Annotated in this window: 11 protein-coding genes and 1 pseudogene; 3 read left to right on the top strand and 9 right to left on the bottom strand. The window is 45.6% G+C overall.

What is annotated here, in order from left to right; genetic code table 11:
- Positions 1 to 799 precede the first annotated feature (799 nt).
- From E0496_RS24455 to E0496_RS24445, 3 genes are all read right to left on the bottom strand, one after another.
- A complete protein-coding gene (locus E0496_RS24455) occupies positions 800 to 1,216 on the bottom strand; it encodes a WapI family immunity protein (protein WP_141504393.1) in 417 nt (138 codons plus the stop codon).
- 98 nt (positions 1,217 to 1,314) lie between these two features.
- Entirely contained in the window at positions 1,315 to 2,175 is an 861-nt protein-coding gene (locus tag E0496_RS24450; RefSeq protein WP_141504392.1) for an SWIM zinc finger family protein, read from the bottom strand.
- Between the two features lie 21 nt (positions 2,176 to 2,196).
- Positions 2,197 to 4,905: a DEAD/DEAH box helicase gene (locus E0496_RS24445; protein WP_206669849.1), complete on the bottom strand. Its 2,709-nt coding sequence runs from the start codon at positions 4,903 to 4,905 to the stop codon at positions 2,197 to 2,199.
- Positions 4,906 to 5,172: 267 nt separating this feature from the next.
- Between E0496_RS24445 and E0496_RS24440 the strand changes: the two genes are divergently transcribed.
- Positions 5,173 to 8,724 carry an Npt1/Npt2 family nucleotide transporter gene (locus tag E0496_RS24440; RefSeq protein WP_141504391.1) on the top strand — a complete coding sequence of 1,184 codons (3,552 nt, stop codon included), beginning with the start codon at positions 5,173 to 5,175 and terminating at the stop codon, positions 8,722 to 8,724.
- A gap of 200 nt (positions 8,725 to 8,924) precedes the next feature.
- Positions 8,925 to 9,722: pseudogene (locus E0496_RS37250) on the top strand (IS1595 family transposase); the annotation flags it as partial.
- 2 nt (positions 9,723 to 9,724) lie between these two features.
- Here the strand turns inward: E0496_RS37250 and E0496_RS24430 are convergent.
- The 4 genes from E0496_RS24430 to E0496_RS24415 form a co-directional block, all read right to left on the bottom strand.
- The gene (locus E0496_RS24430) at positions 9,725 to 10,069 is read right to left on the bottom strand and encodes a VOC family protein (protein WP_241674967.1); all 345 of its coding nucleotides are present in this window, start codon (positions 10,067 to 10,069) and stop codon (positions 9,725 to 9,727) included.
- A gap of 191 nt (positions 10,070 to 10,260) precedes the next feature.
- Positions 10,261 to 12,114 (bottom strand): nuclease-related domain-containing DEAD/DEAH box helicase, encoded by a 1,854-nt coding sequence (locus tag E0496_RS24425; RefSeq protein ID WP_141504390.1) that lies wholly within the window; start codon positions 12,112 to 12,114, stop codon positions 10,261 to 10,263.
- A gap of 230 nt (positions 12,115 to 12,344) precedes the next feature.
- The gene (locus E0496_RS24420) at positions 12,345 to 12,752 is read right to left on the bottom strand and encodes an S-layer homology domain-containing protein (RefSeq protein ID WP_241674971.1); all 408 of its coding nucleotides are present in this window, start codon (positions 12,750 to 12,752) and stop codon (positions 12,345 to 12,347) included.
- Between the two features lie 33 nt (positions 12,753 to 12,785).
- A complete protein-coding gene (locus tag E0496_RS24415) occupies positions 12,786 to 13,631 on the bottom strand; it encodes an S-layer homology domain-containing protein (RefSeq protein ID WP_141504388.1) in 846 nt (281 codons plus the stop codon).
- Positions 13,632 to 13,912: 281 nt separating this feature from the next.
- On the opposite strand from E0496_RS24415, the gene E0496_RS24410 reads away from it, so the two are divergent.
- Positions 13,913 to 14,143: a hypothetical protein gene (locus tag E0496_RS24410; RefSeq protein ID WP_206669848.1), complete on the top strand. Its 231-nt coding sequence runs from the start codon at positions 13,913 to 13,915 to the stop codon at positions 14,141 to 14,143.
- 565 nt (positions 14,144 to 14,708) lie between these two features.
- On the opposite strand, the gene E0496_RS24405 is transcribed toward E0496_RS24410, so the two are convergent.
- Complete coding sequence (locus E0496_RS24405) at positions 14,709 to 16,766, bottom strand: AIPR family protein (RefSeq protein WP_141504386.1); 2,058 nt, start codon at positions 16,764 to 16,766, stop codon at positions 14,709 to 14,711.
- Complete coding sequence (locus tag E0496_RS24400; protein WP_277755882.1) at positions 16,763 to 17,752, bottom strand: PD-(D/E)XK motif protein; 990 nt, start codon at positions 17,750 to 17,752, stop codon at positions 16,763 to 16,765. The genes E0496_RS24405 and E0496_RS24400 overlap by 4 nt, the downstream gene beginning before the upstream one ends.
- Positions 17,753 to 17,756 lie beyond the last annotated feature (4 nt).

The following is a 17,756-nucleotide window of genomic DNA, read 5'->3' as shown; positions in this document are numbered from 1 at the left end:
ATAGATACAGGATAGAGCTCCAGTAATGACGCGTTACACTAAAGTTAATGCTAATCTGCAGGATAGAACAATCCCACGCAGACATGACAGAAGAGCGCGAACCTCCATAAGGTCACACCAGAGTGAGCGATTATATCCGAATTGAAGTTACCATAGCTAACGAAAGTAAGATAAGCAATATAAGTGAGATAAGTTAAGTGAGGTATGTGATGTGAGTAAGGTGAGTGATGTAAGTAAGGTAGGTAAGGTGAGTAGATAAGAAAGAGAAGTATGAGAAGTAAGAGAACATAATAATAGTTCGCATATCTTTTTTTTAAGGGAGCTTTGGTGGATTGGTTAGGTTTTAGCAGGAATTTCTCCGGTTAAAATAGCGCTATTCGCTGAGATAAAGAAATACATGGAATTTATCCCGTTAATCTAGCCGTTTTATGCCTTCTAGGGCTGAATAACTGGAGTTAACAGGATGAATTCCTTCTAAATAACTTAAAAGAGTGAAATCATCTAATATAGCGGTTGAAATTCAATCTAAATGAACATAGTCTAACAATGCGTTCCTCCAGAACGAAATTCTCGCTTCACTAAAACTTCGTTTTGTAAAATTCGACTCCTCAGGAAATTCATATTCTCTCAGTTTTTCTCGCTTTTCCACAGGAATACGTCATATTTAGAACTCGAACCTTTTCCCAAATGAGTTTGTTGTTTGCATAACAATCTTTCTACATTTAAATAAACAGCTGAAATATTGGCTCAAAGCCATATCTTCAGTTCCTAGCTTACTAGCAGAGTTGCAGAGTTGCATTTAAACAGCAGCTAATGCTGAGAAAAACTTATGCATTCGCTCAAGATCAGTCGGATTCAAGTCGAAGCCGCCGGAAACTAGTCTCTTTTGGGATGAATGTTCCAAATAAACTTGGCTGGATAGCTGGTATTCGAGCACGAGATGCCCGCTTCGGTCTACACTGATAATCGCAAGCAAACATTCGTCTGGGCTCATGCTCGATAGCTTTGCAGAACCTTTTCGCTCCCGATCAAGCTTTTGAACCGCTGTAACAAACCTGCTAACTTCATCGGCTTCGAACCAAACCTCCGGATTCTCTCCGCAAAACCCGCTATCCGCTACGGAAACGGAGAGACTGATACTAGGCAGATAATGACGTTCGGATTGGATGTGTAGCAGTTTAAGAACTGAGCTTTGATTGATTGACTGTATTTTCATTCGTTACTCATCATCTCCACATCCACCTCATAAACCGTACTCTCAAACACTAAGAATGCTCCATCTGAACTCCATCAGCGACCTCCTTCACAACTAGGTCACTCACTCAACCTTCTCGAGCTTTTTCTTGTCGTACTCTCATTCTTGCTTGCGTCTGTACTCTTGCCCGTGCTCACACCATTACTCGTGCTTGTCCCTGTACTTTTGCTCTTCTTCTCTGCCGCTTCTCCCAAATCCAGATCAATGCCAAACAAATTGGAAATGTCGGCATCTTCCATGACGCGTCGACTCCTGCCCTTCGACTTGCCGAGCATCGATTCCGAGGTCTGCGCTAAAGACAAGGAGATCAAATTGTCGATATTCACACCACGCAAGGAAAAGAACAACGCCGCATTTTCATCTAAACGAGCGCCCACGCCATACAGTGCCGCTGCCACATGCTTGCACATTTTTGCCGAATCTGGGCAGCTGCATGCCAGCTTAATTTCCTTAGGGGCTGGGAACAACCCTTTGCCTTTCATGGTAAACAGCTCGGATAGCCCCTTCGGGAATTTACCTCCCATAAGCTCCTGCAGCGAATTAATTTTTCCGGCGCATTCTTTCACGATGTCATCCCATAGCTTCTTAGACAAGGGGGCAATTATAATTTCGACTTTATATGGCTTAGAAGTGCTGCCCTGAACCAATGAGGTTACGTTGCCTTCCGAAATCTGTAGATCAAGTACCGCTCCATGCCGAACATAGCTGCGTCCCCGATCGATTCGATTTGAATAATCGGAATAGCTTTCCAAATTATCGCACCAGGACTTGCCCCACCACGTCTTCGTAATCGTTCGTCCCGCTATGACAATCGGGGAAATATTTTGACCTTTCTTTTTAAGCTTTTCAACCGCTCTCTCTGCGTTTCTCTTCTTCTCAGCAACGGGAACGTATTCCGGAAACTCGTTGTAAAATGCCATCGTTCTCTCTCCCTTCCGCCATTATATGGACAATCGCATTAAATCCATGATTTGCTCGTTATCCATTTCCGTAATCCAGCTTTCCTGAATATCTGGTACAATCTCATCTGATAGCTTCTTCTTGGCCTCAATCATGAGATCAATTCTCTCTTCAACCGTACCCTGCGTGATAAACTTGTGAACGATCACATTTTTCAACTGCCCAATCCGAAATGCACGATCCGTAGCCTGGTTCTCGACAGCCGGATTCCACCATCTGTCAAAATGAATAACATGATTGGCTGAGGTCAGATTCAAGCCCACGCCGCCCGCTTTAATGGAAAGTACCATGAACGGAACGTAATCCTTCCCTTGAAACTCCGCTACAAGCTCCTTACGCTTGCTAACCGCCGTCTCTCCATGTAGAACAAGTCCCTTATGCTCAAATATCTGCTCCAAAAACGAACGAAGCGACTCCGTGATTTCTTTAAACTGTGTAAAAATAATGACCCGTTCGCGCTTCTCGTAAATCGTCTCGCATATCTCTCTCAGCCTCGCGTACTTACCGCTTTCTTCCTCCGCATACATCTGCTGCCCCAAATACTGGTCTGGATGATTGCAGATTTGCTTGAACCTCATCAGCGCCCCAAGAACGAGACCCTTGCGCTCAATCCCCTCGTCTGCTGATTCTATCTTTTTCTGCAAATCTTTGACAAGCTTGTTGTAAAGCAAGACTTGTTTTTTCGTTAAGGAGGCATAGGTCTTCATCTCAATCTTATCCGGCAGATCGGAAATGATCGTTTTGTCTGTCTTTAATCTTCTTAAAATAAATGGGCTGACCACCTGCTTCAACCTTGCATAGCCATCCTGGGATTCACGCATATTTTTCGTAAATTGCGTAAACTCCTTAGCCGTTCCGAGCAGCCCTTTGTTCAAGAAATCGAATAAGGACCATAGATCAGCCAAGCGGTTCTCAATCGGCGTTCCGGTCATGGCGATTCGATAGGAAGCCTTGATCTGCTTCACTAGCTTGGTCTGCTTGGTGCCTGGATTTTTAATTGCCTGGGCTTCATCCAAGATCAACGTATCCCATGTCCGGTTTAAGAGCCAATCATATTTGGCGAGCATGCCATAGGTTGTAATGAACAGCTCATGCGTTTCCAGACTTCCGTCATCTTCGGCTATTTCTTTATTTTCAGAAGGGTGATAGACATAATAGCGGAGAGATGGTGCAAATTTTCCGATCTCGCTCATCCAGTTGCCAATGAGGGATGCCGGCACCACGAGCAGCGCCTTCTCTTGATTTCGAGTCCGCACATAATTCAGCAGCGCAATTACCTGAATCGTCTTCCCTAAGCCCATATCATCAGCCAGGCAAGCGCCCAAACCAATTGTTTTCATCAAATGCAGCCAGTTCAGCCCTCGCTCCTGATAAACGCGCAAATCAGCGTGAAAATCTGCTCCGACAGAAACAAGCGATTCCAGCTCATTCGGATGCCTCAAGCGATTCATGACCGATTCGAGCCATTCGCCATTCGAGATATCCAGCTCAACCACTTCCTCCGAAACCTTCAGCAGCTTGCTTGCGCTTAGCTTCATTCGCATCGCGTCGATCAGGGTCAGACTAGAATTGTCGTTCCATTGCTGTGCTTGTTCATATGCTTTAAGCGCCTCTTGCAGGCGCTTATGATTCACTTCGACCCACTTGCCTTTAATGAAGGCAAGCCCTTCTTCCTCTGCCAGCAGCTGCTGCAATTCAGCTTTCGAAATCGCATCCCCGCCAAGCCACAGCGCGGCATCGAAACCAAGTAGAGCCTCCGTATTTACATAAGAAGGCTGCTTGTCCCCAATGCTGACGGACAATTTGAGCGAGTCTGATTTATTTTTCCACCACTTCGGTATGCGGCATAAGATGCCGGCTTCTTCATACTGGGCTACTTCCTTAAGAAACGTGTAAGCTTCCTCCACCGTCAAGCCGATGGGATAAAAAATATCGCCTGATTCAACAAGCTCGGCTATAAAGTCGCTCTGCTCGGATGCTTTATGAACCGTCGAAAGCAGCTCCAGCAGCTTCCGGCTATTTTCACCGTACTCCAGCAAAGCGTTTTTGAGCGGAAGATGCCTGGACTTGCCCTCGGGCGAAAGCTCGGCTGCATACGTGGATAAGAAGGAGAAAGGATATTCTCCTTCCTTCTTATTTTCGACCAGATGAAAGTATACGCGCCCTACAAAATGGATGGGAGACTCACTTTCCATAAATAGCTGCGCTATGCTTCCGCTGTAGCTTTGAATACGGTTTTTATACGCATCATGAATCGATTCCCATGCTTTCTCTATCCAGTGTATGTCCAAATATTGCATGCCTATCATATAGGGTGCATTTTGAATGAATTCTGCTATCTCCTCATCATCAATCTCTACGATGGCCTGCTCTCTGAGCAGTTCAATATCGGGATTTTGGACAAGCTTCCTTACAAAAGCGCCCGCTAGGCGTATAAGATAGCCCAGTGATTCAGATAAACCTTCAGAGCCTCGGACGAGTCCCAGCCAAAACCAAAATCGCTCACTATTTTGCTGGTTCTGCTTATCTATTTCTATCTGGAGCGCAATAACGCCCGTATCCAGTTTCTGATTCGTTGCTTGCCAGTCCAGCATAAACAGCCCATCGGGATAAATAACCGCAATCAGCTGTTTGTCTTTATGTTCATGCTTCTCACTATTCTCGATTTCAGTCATTTCAGAAGCCATCATGCATCCACTCCAATTAGAAATATGCTCTCTATGTTCTGTTCTTTCCATCATAACATATGCCTATAATACTCACCTACAAAAGGTCAATTAACCTAACCGAAACGATCTTCTCGCTTCGCTTAACGGCACACCATAACCGTAGGTCTCATTGCCTATACGAATAACGCTGAAAACTAGCAAAGTTTGTTCCAATATGTATTTTTTTCATATATACTAATCTTCTTAGAAGCCTACAAGCAAGAAGATAAATAGAGAGGAATAAGAAACATGTCCAGCAACCGAGTGACCAACCCGCTGACGCTATTCACGCGCCAATTCCAGTCCGACCGGGCGGAATATACCAAAATCTTTTACTTATTCGGCTACCTCTTCTTTATCGTCTCCGCCTCAACGATCAGCCGAACAGCAGCGGACACCTTATTCCTCAGCAGATATGACGCTTCCGTCTTGTCCTACATGTATTTGCCCCAAGCGGCAATTCTCCTGCTCACCGGCTTTATCTATCAGAAATTATGCGGTCGTTTCCGGACCGATCAAATGGTTGTCAGCGTCATCATCACGGCCTCTGCTCTTGCGCTCCTCTCGAGAGTTGCCGTCGGGATCGGCTTTGGCTGGATCTTCCCCGTCATCTATGTCGGCTACGACGTACTCAACTTTCTCATGATCGTCTGCTTCTGGCAATTTGCCACCTCCATCATGGATCAACGCAAAGCGAAGCGAATGATCGGGCTCGTCGGAAGCGGCGGCCTAGTCGGCGGTATTCTGAGCGGCTTCGGCCTCAAGTTGCTTGTGCAGCCGCTTGGCACCGAAAACCTGATTTTCATCTATGCGGCGGCGCAGCTGCTTTGCCTATTGTTTGTTCTGAGGCTTTTGCGAGGCGTACCAAGCCCTGTAGAGTTTTTTGCAATCAAATCCAATCTCAAGAAAACCTCCAAAACACGGACACGTGTAAAAGAAGAAAAACAAGGCTTATTCCAAAGCGTGCCCCATCTCAAGTATGTAGCCATTATGGCTGGAACGCTCACGATTTCGCTTACGCTTATCGACTACCAATTCAAAGTGATTCTGCGGGGCACTCTGCAAAATGAAGAGCTCGCCAGCTTTATGGGCAGCTTCTACGGCTTTGCGGGATTGCTGGCGCTGTTTATCCAGTTATTCATCTCTGGCAAAATCATTACCCGTTTCGGCGTCATGCTAGCCATTCTCGTATTTCCCATTGCCTTGTTCACCGGCAGCTTCGCCCTGCTGCTCATGCCTGTGCTAGCCGTCGCAACTGCGGTTAAAGCAAGCGATAAAGTGCTCGGCGATACGATTTATTCCTCTGTCAGCCAGCTTATCATGTTCCCGGTCTCGCCGGAGTGGCGCGGCAGAGCCAAGGGGTTTCTCGATGGCATCGTACGCAATGGAGCCAAGGGGATTGCGGCGATTAGCCTCATTGTGCTGTCCCAATGGTTCAGCATCGAGCAGTTCAGTTATTTTATACTCGCGCTGATTGGCTGCTGTATCTTCGCCGCTGTGAAAATCAAAAAAACCTATCTGAGCATGCTGCTCTCCACCTTGCAATCTAAGGGGATGGACCCACAGGACGAACCTGATTTCGTCGATCCCGCCAGCATTCAGATTCTTTCAACGGCCCTGCACAGCCATGACAAGCAAGAAGCGTTATATGCCTTCAAATTATTAAGCGGCATTAAGGAATTTGATATGAATGTGCCAATCACAGCGCTTCTCCAGCATCCGGTTCAGGAAATGCAGATTGAAGCTTTGAAATTCATACAGTCCGAAACGCCTGTAGGTGCAGATAGCTTGCTTGAAGAGCATCTCTCTAGCCAAAGTACTGCTCTTCGCGCCCCTGCCATTCTGGCTTTGGCTGCCTATGCGAAGGAAGAACAGTTGGAGCGCATAACCGCTTACTTGCATGAAACGGAAGTTGAGATTCGGGCAGCTGCTATTGTCGGCCTTATTAAGTACTATGGGATCGAGGGCATGTTCCATGCCGTTGGCGTCTTGAAGCAGCTGCTGGAGAACGGCCAGGAAGAGGAACGAATTGCTATGGCAAGCTTGTTCGGACAAATTGGCATCGCCAGCTTTTATAAACCGTTAATTCCGATGCTGGAGGATGCTTCGCCGCTCGTTCGTATCCGGGCATTGGAATCCGCTGCCGTTCTGCGGGTACCTGAGCTCGTTAAGCATGTGATTCCACTTCTTAATGACAGTAAGGTCAGGGAGCAAGCCACAGCTGCGTTAAAAAATTACGAAGAAGCCGTCATCCTCCCCTTGCTTGAAGGATACATGACTGCGAAGGAGCTTCATCTTCACCTGCCGCGCGTGCTGGAGGAAATCGGTACGCAGGCAGCGCTCGATTCCTTGCTTCAGCATTACCTGCTGTTCACCCATGAGCTTCGGGAGAAAGTACTCGAATCGGCTGCGCGGATCCATGCGGAGGATACTCAAGTAGATAAAAAACATGCGGAGCATTTAATCGATCAGGAAATGGCCTACTACTTCGAATGGGTAGAGCATAGCAAGGCGATTAGCCTCACAGGCGATGAGGCCGAGCTCTCTGAAGCAATCGAACAAATGCGGCAGCGGCATGTGAAGCGGATTTTTCAATTGCTCGCCTTTCTTTACGATTCAAAGGCCATTCATGCGGTCTATACGAATTGGAAGGATGGCAATGCCAGGCAGCAGGCGAATGCGATCGAAGTCATTGACCAACTGCTGAAGGGTAAGCTGCGGACTGATATGACCAAAATCATTTTAGCAGCGGCTGTTGGCAGACATGATTCTACCTCTCTGGAGCGTAAGGAGAAAGCACTGCGCTGGTTTTATGCCCAAAACGATCCCTGGATCAATCTAAGCATCGACGACTTGAGAGCAACGGAAGAGGAACGCGCGCAAGCAACGTTAATGAAGCAGGTTCAACTGTTGAAGCGCGTCACCCTGTTTGCCGGATTAACGGGCCGGGATTTCTATAATATTGCACAGCGGCTGCAGCCGCTATCGCTGCCCAAAGGAGCTGAAATCGTCCGCCAAGGGGAAAACGGGGATTCTCTTTATCTGATTGAGCAAGGCAAGGCCGGCATCTATATTAACGGAAGCAAAGTTAATGAGCTGGGCGCTTATGCTTATTTTGGGGAGATCAGCGTCATTACGGACAGGGTACGCTCTGCTACCGTCCTCGCCGAAGAGGACGTTAAGCTGTATGAGCTGACCTCGGATGCGTTTTATGAGATTATTTTCGACCGGACCGAGATCGCCATGGAGCTGATGAAGCTGTTGTCGCTTCGTTTGCGCTCTACGAATGACAGGGTCGCATCGAGCCAGCTAGAGGCTGCGTTAGAGGCGACTGTAGCTGGAGATACACCTGCGATTGCAGCGCTGGCTGACGAGGACCGTAACGAAACGATGATAAGGCGTATTCTTGTGCTACAGAAAATCAGCCTGTTTGCCCATTGCTCGCAGGATGACTTTATCAGGCTTGCCCAAATGGTCGAGGAATCGGTGTATGAGGCAGGCGAGCGGGTTTGTGCAATCGGTGAGGACGGCGACAGCATGTATGGCATTATCGATGGCACCATTCAGGTGCACAAAGGCTCCGAGCAGCTCGCAGCGCTTGGCGTTGGGCAATGCTTCGGGGAAATGGCCATCATCGACGGCCAGCCCCGCTCAGCCGATTGCACCGCAAGCAGCCGCACGATTCTGCTAGAGCTGACGCGGGAGCAGGTATTCGCGTTCTGCTTCCAGAAGCTGCATGTCTTAAAAGGCCTGATGCGCGTACTGGTCGAACGGACGCAGGATACGGAGCGGCTAAGCTAAAGTGGTCAAGCAAAAGCTCCTTTGGCGTCCATTAGACGCTAAAGGAGCTTTGACGGTGAAATAGAAGCTAATTCTATACGTGAAGCCTATAAGATTATATTTAGAAAAGGCGGTTTTCTAAAAATTGTTGCTATATGCGGAACTTATCTGAATTTTGTTATAATACAGAGTAGAAACGTTCAAACGGGTGGGTGTTCCGCATGGCAAATGCATGGTTAGACATCTACGCACAGTTTACGGACTTGTCAGAGGAAGACAAACGACAGTCGTTTGAAGCAATAAAGAATGATGTGGATTCCGAACCCAGAAAAGTTATTGGGTTATATGAAGGTATTCGTGAATCTCGTTTTCGGAACGGATTAGCATGTGTTCATTGCGGAAGATGCATCAACGATATAAGCGGAACTCCTCTCTCTCTGGCACACATCATCCAGAAAAGTGGATGCGATATTTTTTAATGATGGTTGAAAACAAAGGGAAATCATTGCCCAAAATTGCTGTTGAACTCGAAATCCATGTTTCTACCGCATTTTATTGGAGACATAAGATTCTAAATGCATTGCGTTCGTTAGGTCACACGGTGTTAAGTGGCATTGTTGAAAGTGATGAACAAATATCTGTTGTTGTTTCTCTTGATCGTAACGGCTCAATTCTCTCAAAGTTAGCTGGGCGTGGACGAATTACAGCATCTCAAATCAATGATGTAATGGGGGAATCTTTTGCATGAGGACGTTGTGTTGTGTACCGATGCCGCAACCAACTATAAATCTTTTGCTAAGAAGCATGAGAGAAACCATGAAGTGATCAATACTCGTAAAGATGGGTTCGTGAAAAAAGGAATTTACCATATCCAACATGTGAATCACTATCATGGTGAACTAAAAGAATGATTAAAACGATTTGATGGTGTAGCGACCCGCTACTTGGATAACTACTTATTTTGGCATCGTGTCAGAAACCAAACTTCACCACTATTAGCACATATAAAACGTCTGATGGGTTACTTACCAACTAATACAAACACATTCCCATCAGGAGCTTCCATTACGGCAATATGTCCAGATTCGGTTGCAAAAGGAGTCCTAATCCATTGGATTTCTTCGTTCTTTTTCAACTCGTCATATGCTTGTCGAACATCTTCAACAAAGATTTCAATTTCTGTGAAATTAATATCAGGGTGATTACTCAACACAAGTTCAGAACTATCTTTTAAAGGAAATTTTAAACCTATCACTGTCCAGGTCGACCCGTTCTCTAAGTTACGTTGTATCTTCCAGTTTTCTGTTAAGCCCATTGATATGTAAAACGAAAGTGATTTCTCAATGTCTTTTGTATGAATACACACGCATTCTAATTACTTAAACACTTGATACATCTCCTTCTACAATTGCATTGGGAACAAGTGTTCCTAATTTAATTATACCACTATTTTCCATGCTGTAAAGCAACAATATTGTAGAAAACCGCCTTAGAAAAAGACCGTCAGGATGCATAGGCTGCATCGTTGACGGTCTTTCTCTTTCCACGCGGGGGCGGTTAGCCCATGTGCTTGACGGATGTTTTCTTGTGCTTCCGCTGATGCTGGAGCTCGTCCAGGTAAAGCGTGAACTTCGAATCTCCGCTATAGGAGATGCACAGCCAATCCAGCGCACGGGTCATCGCAAGGTAGAAGAGCGAGACCTCGCGCTCCTCGGCCTCCTCAAGCGAGAGCGGCATATTTTCCGCGTTTACGATGAATACCGCTCGAAAATCGAGGCCTTTGGCCTGGTCAACCGCCAGGATTTGAATACAGTCGTTAGAGCTGCCATTGGCCTGCGGCGTACCAGCAGCTGCTTCTGCATCGGCCACCCCTTGAAACGTGAGGTTCTGACGCCCCAACTCCTTGCGGATCAGATCTATATAGGACATATGGTAATTATTTTTCACACGGTACAAAATAGCCATTTCCCCATAAGCGACCTTCCGTTCGTGATGCAGATGCTGGATGCGGGTGGCGACAGCCTCCATCTCCTCTTTTAAACTATTGCAACGCAATATAGCCGGCTCGGGCCCTTTGCGCCGCGTGCTGTGGGTAGGGATAATATCGACGCCATCGATCGAGCCCTCCTGCATGCTGCTGCGGAGAAGCGAATGCTGCTCATAAAAGCTCCATGCGAACTGGATGATTTGGGCGGAGTTGCGGTAATTCATCGATACGATGCGGGACCGATCTTTCGATTCGTGACTCGCTTGCTGCAATCCCGGTCTCAGCATGTGATGGAGCAGCCTCAACCACTCCTGATCGAACGCCTGCCCCTCATCAATGAGTATCACATCGTAGGACGGCAGAATCGCCTCTTTCCTCTCGAGCTTTGCAGTAAGGTCAGCCACATCAGTCGCTCGGACATTTAACTGGTTGAACAGCCACTCATGAAAATGATAGACCTCTACATTATGCTCATGGGCCTTCTGATCCTTTTGCTCCTCGAGCATAAGCCAGTCAAACAGATCCTCGGGCTCATCCATGAGCTCGTCAATGAGATCCCGCAGGATGACGGATAAGGAATGATTGTTGCTTAAGACAAGAATTTTCCAATCAGGATGCTGCTTGGCAAGCGCCTTGGCCCGATGGGCAAGGAGGTTCGTTTGTCTAGTGCTGCCTAGACCATTGCGGCGGGTAGCGGCGAGCGGGCTTGCCCTATTTTCCGAATGGAGATCGGCCGCCTTAATCGGATGCAGCGACAGCAAGAGCTGATTCTGATCGTCCTTTTGCTGGCGATACTCGGCGCTGATGCGCACCTCTGGCTGTAGGCAAGAGCGGATCGCGTGAATTTCCTCATGTGACAAAATCGCGCTGCTGCGGCTCCATACCGTAAACATGCCATGGATTTTCTCAATGAGAAGATCGGCTGAGAAACTCGCTTCATCAGGGTCAGCCTCGTCACGGCAAAGCACAAACTCAGGCGAAATCACGTCGTACAGCTGGTACTTATCGAAATCCTCCTGCCGCATCCGCGTGAAAACCGTACCAAAACCGCAGCGGAACCTCAGCTGGCGTCCGTTCTCCTCCGCAAGCAGCGGGTCTTGCTTTAGCCGATTGCCGACATGCCGCGCTTTGTCCTTGGCTTGCTTATAGGGGTTCGTGACAGCCTCTATCCGTCCCACAGACGTGTGCAGCTGCCATTCGTCTTGATCAATCTGCAATAAAGCCGACCGGGTATAGTCCCAGACCTCAAGCACCACTACCCCAAGATCCGGACCGATGATGACAAAATCAAGCTGTATCCCTTCGATTTCCGGTTCGTAGTAGACCAAGTAGTCATCCGCTAAATGCTCCTTCAGCGTCCGAAACAGCATTCGCTCTCCCGCAGCCGCACTCGTCCGAATCACCTCGGGGACCATGTAAGCCATCCTTTGCCACCTCCCGCTTCCGTTTTTTCTGGTTGATGATAGTATAAAGCTCGGAGCGGGAACAAGCAAAAATATTTTCTTGATGGAGGGGAATTTTCAGCTCAATTGGACGTAGAGCGTAGAGTACAGCTTCAATCACGCAGCACTCCTCCATGCCAACAGCCCCGCAACAAAAAGAACAGGAGACAAGCAGCACGCTGCTTATCCCCTGTTCCTTTCAGTCGTTCATGTTATTCACTAATGAGGTGAAGCAAATTCAATATCATTTGTGCGCTTTCCGCCCTAGAGCCGTTATCTCCCGGAGCTAACTGCTCCTTCGAGCGTCCCGTGATTAGACCAAGGTCCGCCGCTTTCGCAATCGCGGCTTGCGCCCATTCCGGCGCGGAAGCCGTATCCACGAAGCTTACGCTGCCGATTGGGGCATTCAACTTCTTGCTCAGCGCATATTCGTAGCCTCTCACGAGCATGGCCGCCATCTCTTGGCGGGTAATGGCAGCGTTAGGAGCAAACGCAGCAGCCGATACCCCGCTTACAATTCCGGCTTGGTGAGCCAAGGCTACTTCTTCCGCGTACCACTTATCTGAGGATACATCCGTAAAGGCTAGTGCGGCCTCGCCCGTGATTCGAAGCGTCCGCACCAGCAATGCGGCGAACTCCGCACGGGTTACGGCTTAGCCCGGATTAAAGCGGTCAGCGGACACGCCTTGAATCAACTGCTTAGCCGCAAGCTCCTTTACCGTTTGGGCGGACCAGTGACTTGAAGGCAAATCGGTGAAGGCTTTGTTATATTCCAGCATAGCGTATGAACTAAAATGATTGATCGAAGCGGTCAGCCTTCCATTTTCCAGCTTGCCGCCGATATATTGCAGCTTACCGTCATCCGTCACATAATAAATGCCGAGTAAGGACGCGTCTGCTGACGGATCAACCGCGAAAGAAATGGTGATGGGCTGCTGGAACTGGCTTAACGTGACTGTTTTACCAGCCTCGGTCGTCATGCTCAAGGTAAAATCAAGAATTTCAGCGCCAGCAGTTAACTGCGCGCCTGCTTGGCTTCCAGCCTTGGCTAGCATAGCGTCAGCTTCACTTCTCGCCAATGGTTTGGCTGTCAGCGATATTTTGCTCTTGCCCGCCTCATCAGCCGGAAGCTGCTGCGTAAGGCTAGCGAGCACCGTTGCTGGAATGGTGATTTCCAGATTGTTAGCTTCAAGCGTAATCGCTGCACCAGCAAGCAATTGCGCAGCATTGCCTGGTAACACCAATTCACTCATGTTGATTTCCGACTTGATAACCACCTCGCCGTTCGCATTTTTATCTGCGAGCTGCTTCTCCGTTACGGTGATCACGCCAGTCGGAGTGGCCGATGGCACTGCTGTAGGCGTTGGTGCTGTTGCTGGTACCGATATTTCTATGGACGATGGCCTGGGCCGTACTTCACGTCTTCCTCGATTTTTCAATGTATACGGCGTGCAATACTTCAGACTGGTTTCATGCAAATGCTTCCTCACCAGCGCCATCTAAGTTTATCTACGAACCCATCTTCGATCCGAATCTGTTCGTTCTCCATGCTGCTATGGCTGTTCAGTATCTTCGGAGCAACGGCTATTTCCCCATGCATCTTTTCCTTAACTTTCCTGTTTATCGGATACAGGATCCTGATCGGCCACATCGTGTTATGATAATATAGGACTGCCCGTTTTCATGGTCGTATTTCCACTTGTGAGAGAGTCTGCAGGGGATAAGGAAGGAATAACCGTTTGTTCCGCATCGCCTGCGGACATGACGCTCGATTCGCTAATTGACGTTCAAGAAAGAAGCGATTTTGAAGAAGGAGGAACAGAATGACGTGATTCAAGCGGCGATGGGCAACGACGGCGTGCGCACTTTTCTTCATATCACACATCATATTCATATCACCTGCCTAAAGCTTCAGAACGGATACCGGATCGAGCTGCGGGACCTCCGATTCCGACATAGCTGTAATAATCTCCCCTTCAGCATGGATGTCACGTTATATGAGCGGCTGTAAGTGACAGGGGACACGATTGGATGGAGGAAAAAGATTTGGCCCCCCCTTTTACTTGATGATTATGGAGGTTGAGTGGGTATTTAAGATAGTTGACTTGATAACAGAAAGCAGAAGGATATACGATTCTTATCGGATTCTCGTAGCCTTCTGCTTTTTCTCTATCGCTTCTATCCTGTATGATTTCCCAAAAAACAACTCTTCTTAACAACGTAGACAGCATAAAACCTATTTATAACCATTAGTCTATTCATTCGTAGATAAACTTGAACGTGGCATCATAAAAAAATGCGAATTTGTCTACAGTATGCGCAGCTAGAGGAGATGTTACGACAATGCACCACTGTAATCCTTTTTAGAGAATCCAAGATGAATTACACAACGTGTATCGTTTTAAAACTATTTGAACCTTGCCATTGTACTCGGATTCTCTATTGAATATAAAAAAGATATCCCGCAACTTTAGGAGAAAAGATAAAAAAATTACATACCCAGTAATCATTTAAGAAGACCCTATAGACGCCGGTTGATTAGAAATCGAATGATCATATAATTAATAGATTCAGAGCTAATTGGCTTTAATAAACCATGCTGCCTTGTTTCCTGTAGTCTTTCCACCATTAGGGCTAAAATTAAATCCATAGCCCTTCTTAGCCAAAGCCTTCATCTGTTTCTGACAGTTAGGACTATCTATGACCCATAGACACCCTCCATTCAATCGTTTGTCAATGATCTCCAAGTTCGCTGACCTCAGTATTGCTAATAATTCTGTAAATTCATCCTCTAATTCATATGAAGCAGTAGCCTCAGCGACTTTTTCTTGCTTCGAGGCAGAAGCTTGACTACCTCCCTCCAACATTTCTAATATTGGTAACGAACATCTGAGTTTCATTTCCAGCCAACATTCTTCACGTTTACACCATTGACTAATATTTGTCCCTTGAGCAGAAGGGTTCGAAATGAATTTCCAAACAAGTTCTGCTGTCTTCTCTAAATAATATCTCGCAGCAGGGCTTACTTCTTGTTTATTCCATGTTTCAATCAGCGAAATATGATTGGAATTGTCATTGGTTGAAAGCAAAGCTATCGTATAAGCAACTACATTTGCCTTATAACCCGGCAAATTCATTTTTTGTACGATTCTATCCGTCTCATTAAATATAATCCCCTTGGCTACTGCTTCTTTATAGAATTGGGCATCTATCGCACATTTACTTTTCTTAACATAAGACATAAATTCAGCAAAATTGGTTTCTGCTCCTTTACTTACGATATGCGGTTTTTGCTCCCACGCCATAAAGTATTTAGATAGTTGCGTCTTAGAGATAACTTTCTCTTTTGGAAATTGCTTCTTAAACTTATCCTTTTGCGCTTTCGTTTTTTGACGATTATAATCGACCAGATATTGTCCTCGCGCTCTTTCATAATACCAAGCACATTCAGACTTTCTCCCCGTAGGTTCAGGGGCCCACACATTCCTAGATAACTGCTCTAGATGAATATGAACCGAGTTATTGGCACCTAAATCTGATAATGAGATTTTATTTTGAGTGTTTGCATATTGAGATATACTTGAGATAAGTTCGTTAACCATCCCCTCATCACTTGTCTTTAAGACCGATAATTTCATTTGAACATAGACGCCGCTAATATCAATACCTAGCTTCCATGCATGGTGAAGTGATGCCGTTGTCTGACCACCGTTTACAATTTGCCATCCCTTCATGGATTTTAGATTATGAAGTTCCGACATTCCTTCACCAACCACCTCAAAATCTGCATTTTCAGCAGTCGTTGATATTCCATTATTATAAGAAATAAACAAGCCCTTATTGTCTTGAAGCGTTGCTTTAATTCCTTTATTGACAGCTCCTTTTGCTTGAAGAAAAGATCTTACATTACGCTCGATTAGCCTCTGACCGAATTTGTCATACGCTTTAGCAAGTAACATTCCAGATACATATCCAATAAAAACCTCTAATGGATTGGCAGCATGTTGTTTTGGCACCTTTAATAAGCTGACTTTCTCTTCAAAGTCCTCAGAAATGTTTATTGTAAATGAAGTTGATGCTTCTTCCATTTCATTAGAAAGCTGATAAAGACGTTCGATATCCCATATCTGAATAGAGATATCTTGGACTCCCTTTACTTTCAAATCAATGGTTTGGTTTGCTTTATAAATACAATTCGTAAGCAAAAAAATCTCCAGTTGTAGAGTCGTAGAGTTTTGTTCAATTATCGTAGCTAGATCGCAAACATCGCCATTAGATTCTTCGATGAAGTCCTTTATTTTTCCAGTAGCGCATTGCTCATAAAATTTAATTGCTCTTTTTACACCTTTTTCAATTTCCGTTTTACTTATTGTTTTTTGAACGCTATACGGCATTTCGTGCACAGCAATAAATAAGCTAAGCTTTGAATCATCATCATTATAGCTGTATGCATTCACTTTAATGCCACTTGAAACTTTTTGCCAAAAACTATGCTGTACATCATGCGTTACATTAAACTCAGAAAGGTCACTACACATTCGTTTGACGAATGCTTCTTCTGCACTATCCGAACTTATCTTCAAATCTTCATTAATATTCTGATAGAACTGATGTGTGAATTCTTGTAAGCTCATGATTGCATCCCCTGGATCGTATTAATAAATATCGATTCATCTGTTTGAAATTCGCTTAAGCCTTCTAATAAAATATCATAGCGTACATTTACGACATGATTTGGAATCATCTCTGTAGTTATTTTCGGAAATTGTTCGTTTATACGAAAGTATAAGATTTCGTTCACATTATATCGATCAATTGAATATAGTTCATGTTGCACGTCATGATATCCAACTGCTAGTAGAGCTGTTTCATACTGTTTACTGTAGGTTGGCCATTCACTCAATAGCTCTCGTATTTCCAAGATTATTTCAAATAATGTTTCTCCACTTTTCTCCGCCTCTTCCAACTGGAGAACGACTAAATATAGCAGTTCTAGTTCCTTGGCTTCAAGTTGATATTCACTTGATATCGTAACCTTAATCGGCTTAACTGAGAAAGTCGTTTTTACCTCTAGTCCTATACCATCGAATAGAAAGTCGATATGTTTGCGGAATGGTCCTTGCCAGTTCATAACGATATCAGGATGGCACTCTTTCTTCAGAAAATACCTTAGCAAATACAGTTCACCATATAAGCCTCTCTGCGCTTCCAAAGAAAGTCCTCCATTATTAATTTTACTGAAAAATTGTTGCCACTGTTGCATACATTTTTGTGCCTCAACATAAACACATTCAGCTTCAACTTCCCATAAAGATTCCAATAAATTTGTTACAAATGATTCAAACAAATCGTTCGCACTACTGGTTTGAATAACGGTTACGCTTTGCTTATTGTTCAGGGGCCCGATCTTATCAAAAAGCACTTTCTGCACTTTTGTTCCTTGGCATGTGGGAAAGTATTTAAGCTGTAGCGGACCCATTTTACTGGTAATCGGAATAACAAGCATTAACTTTTCCTCTAGCGGTTCTACCGCCAAGAAAAAAACTTCCCTGTATGCATTTCGCAACTCTCTAAGCACTAACTGATTGCTTATTCGATAATTATCCCGCGAATAGCTCATATCG

Origin of the sequence: Paenibacillus luteus, assembly GCF_006542765.1 — a bacterium.
Classification (GTDB): domain Bacteria; phylum Bacillota; class Bacilli; order Paenibacillales; family Paenibacillaceae; genus Pristimantibacillus; species Pristimantibacillus luteus.
The sequence above is the reverse complement of the archived record's forward strand: the minus strand, read 5'-3'. Positions and strand labels throughout refer to the sequence as shown.